Source organism: Bartonella sp. AA16NXGY (genome assembly GCF_042197325.1).
Taxonomy (GTDB): domain Bacteria; phylum Pseudomonadota; class Alphaproteobacteria; order Rhizobiales; family Rhizobiaceae; genus Bartonella.
In genome coordinates this window covers 1-703 of record NZ_JBHIRR010000069.1, presented here as the reverse complement: position 1 = coordinate 703, position 703 = coordinate 1, and the positions used below count along the sequence as shown (strand labels likewise).

At 49.4% G+C, this 703-nt stretch carries 1 pseudogene; it reads left to right on the top strand.

Annotated features, from left to right (window positions below):
- A pseudogene (locus tag ACFINK_RS09370) lies at positions 1–703 on the top strand (phage tail tape measure protein); the annotation flags it as partial.

The window sequence follows — 703 nt, the reverse complement described above, 5'->3', positions numbered from 1 at the left end:
CTGCAAGCTGGCGGGGCTTAGCAGCCGCAGGGCGCTCGCTGGGCTTGCTAACCGCGGGTCTTGGGGCAAGTTCACTCCGACTCTTACGCCCCATGACCTTGTTGGTCGGGGCTTTACGGGGGATTGCTGTCTCAGGAAGTGCATTTGCTGCCTCTTTTGGTTGGATCGGGACAGTGATCGAAGTGGTTGGGGCAAGTCTTTCCTCTGTTGTGGGGGGTATTTTTACCCCGATCGGGGCGGTCATTGCTGCTGTTGTGGCTGTCATCCTTGCTGCGGGTTTTGCTTTGTGGAAATATTGGGATCGTTTTTCTTCTTTTATGAAGGGCTTTGCACGGGGGGTATCTCGGGCTTTTGGGCAAGCCTTTGAAGCTGTTATGCGCTTTTTTGGTGCTGATACCACCACCATTACGCGTTGGAAAAATATAATCGCCAATGCTTTTGATCTCTCTCAAGTTTGGCAAAAGTTTAAACAAGAGCTTTCCTCTGTTGCCGAGTGGTTTGGCAATTTGTGGGAGGGCGTTAAACAAAGCTTTTCCAACTTTTGGCAATGGTTGAAGAGTTTTTTTACACAGGAAAAGCTCTCGGAGAGTGCCAAGGCTGGTATGGAACAAGCGGGCGAAGATCTAGCTAATTCGATTGTCGATGGCTTTATGTCGTCTATCTCACAATTGATGGATTTTTGTAAATCTTTGCCTAGCCGCAT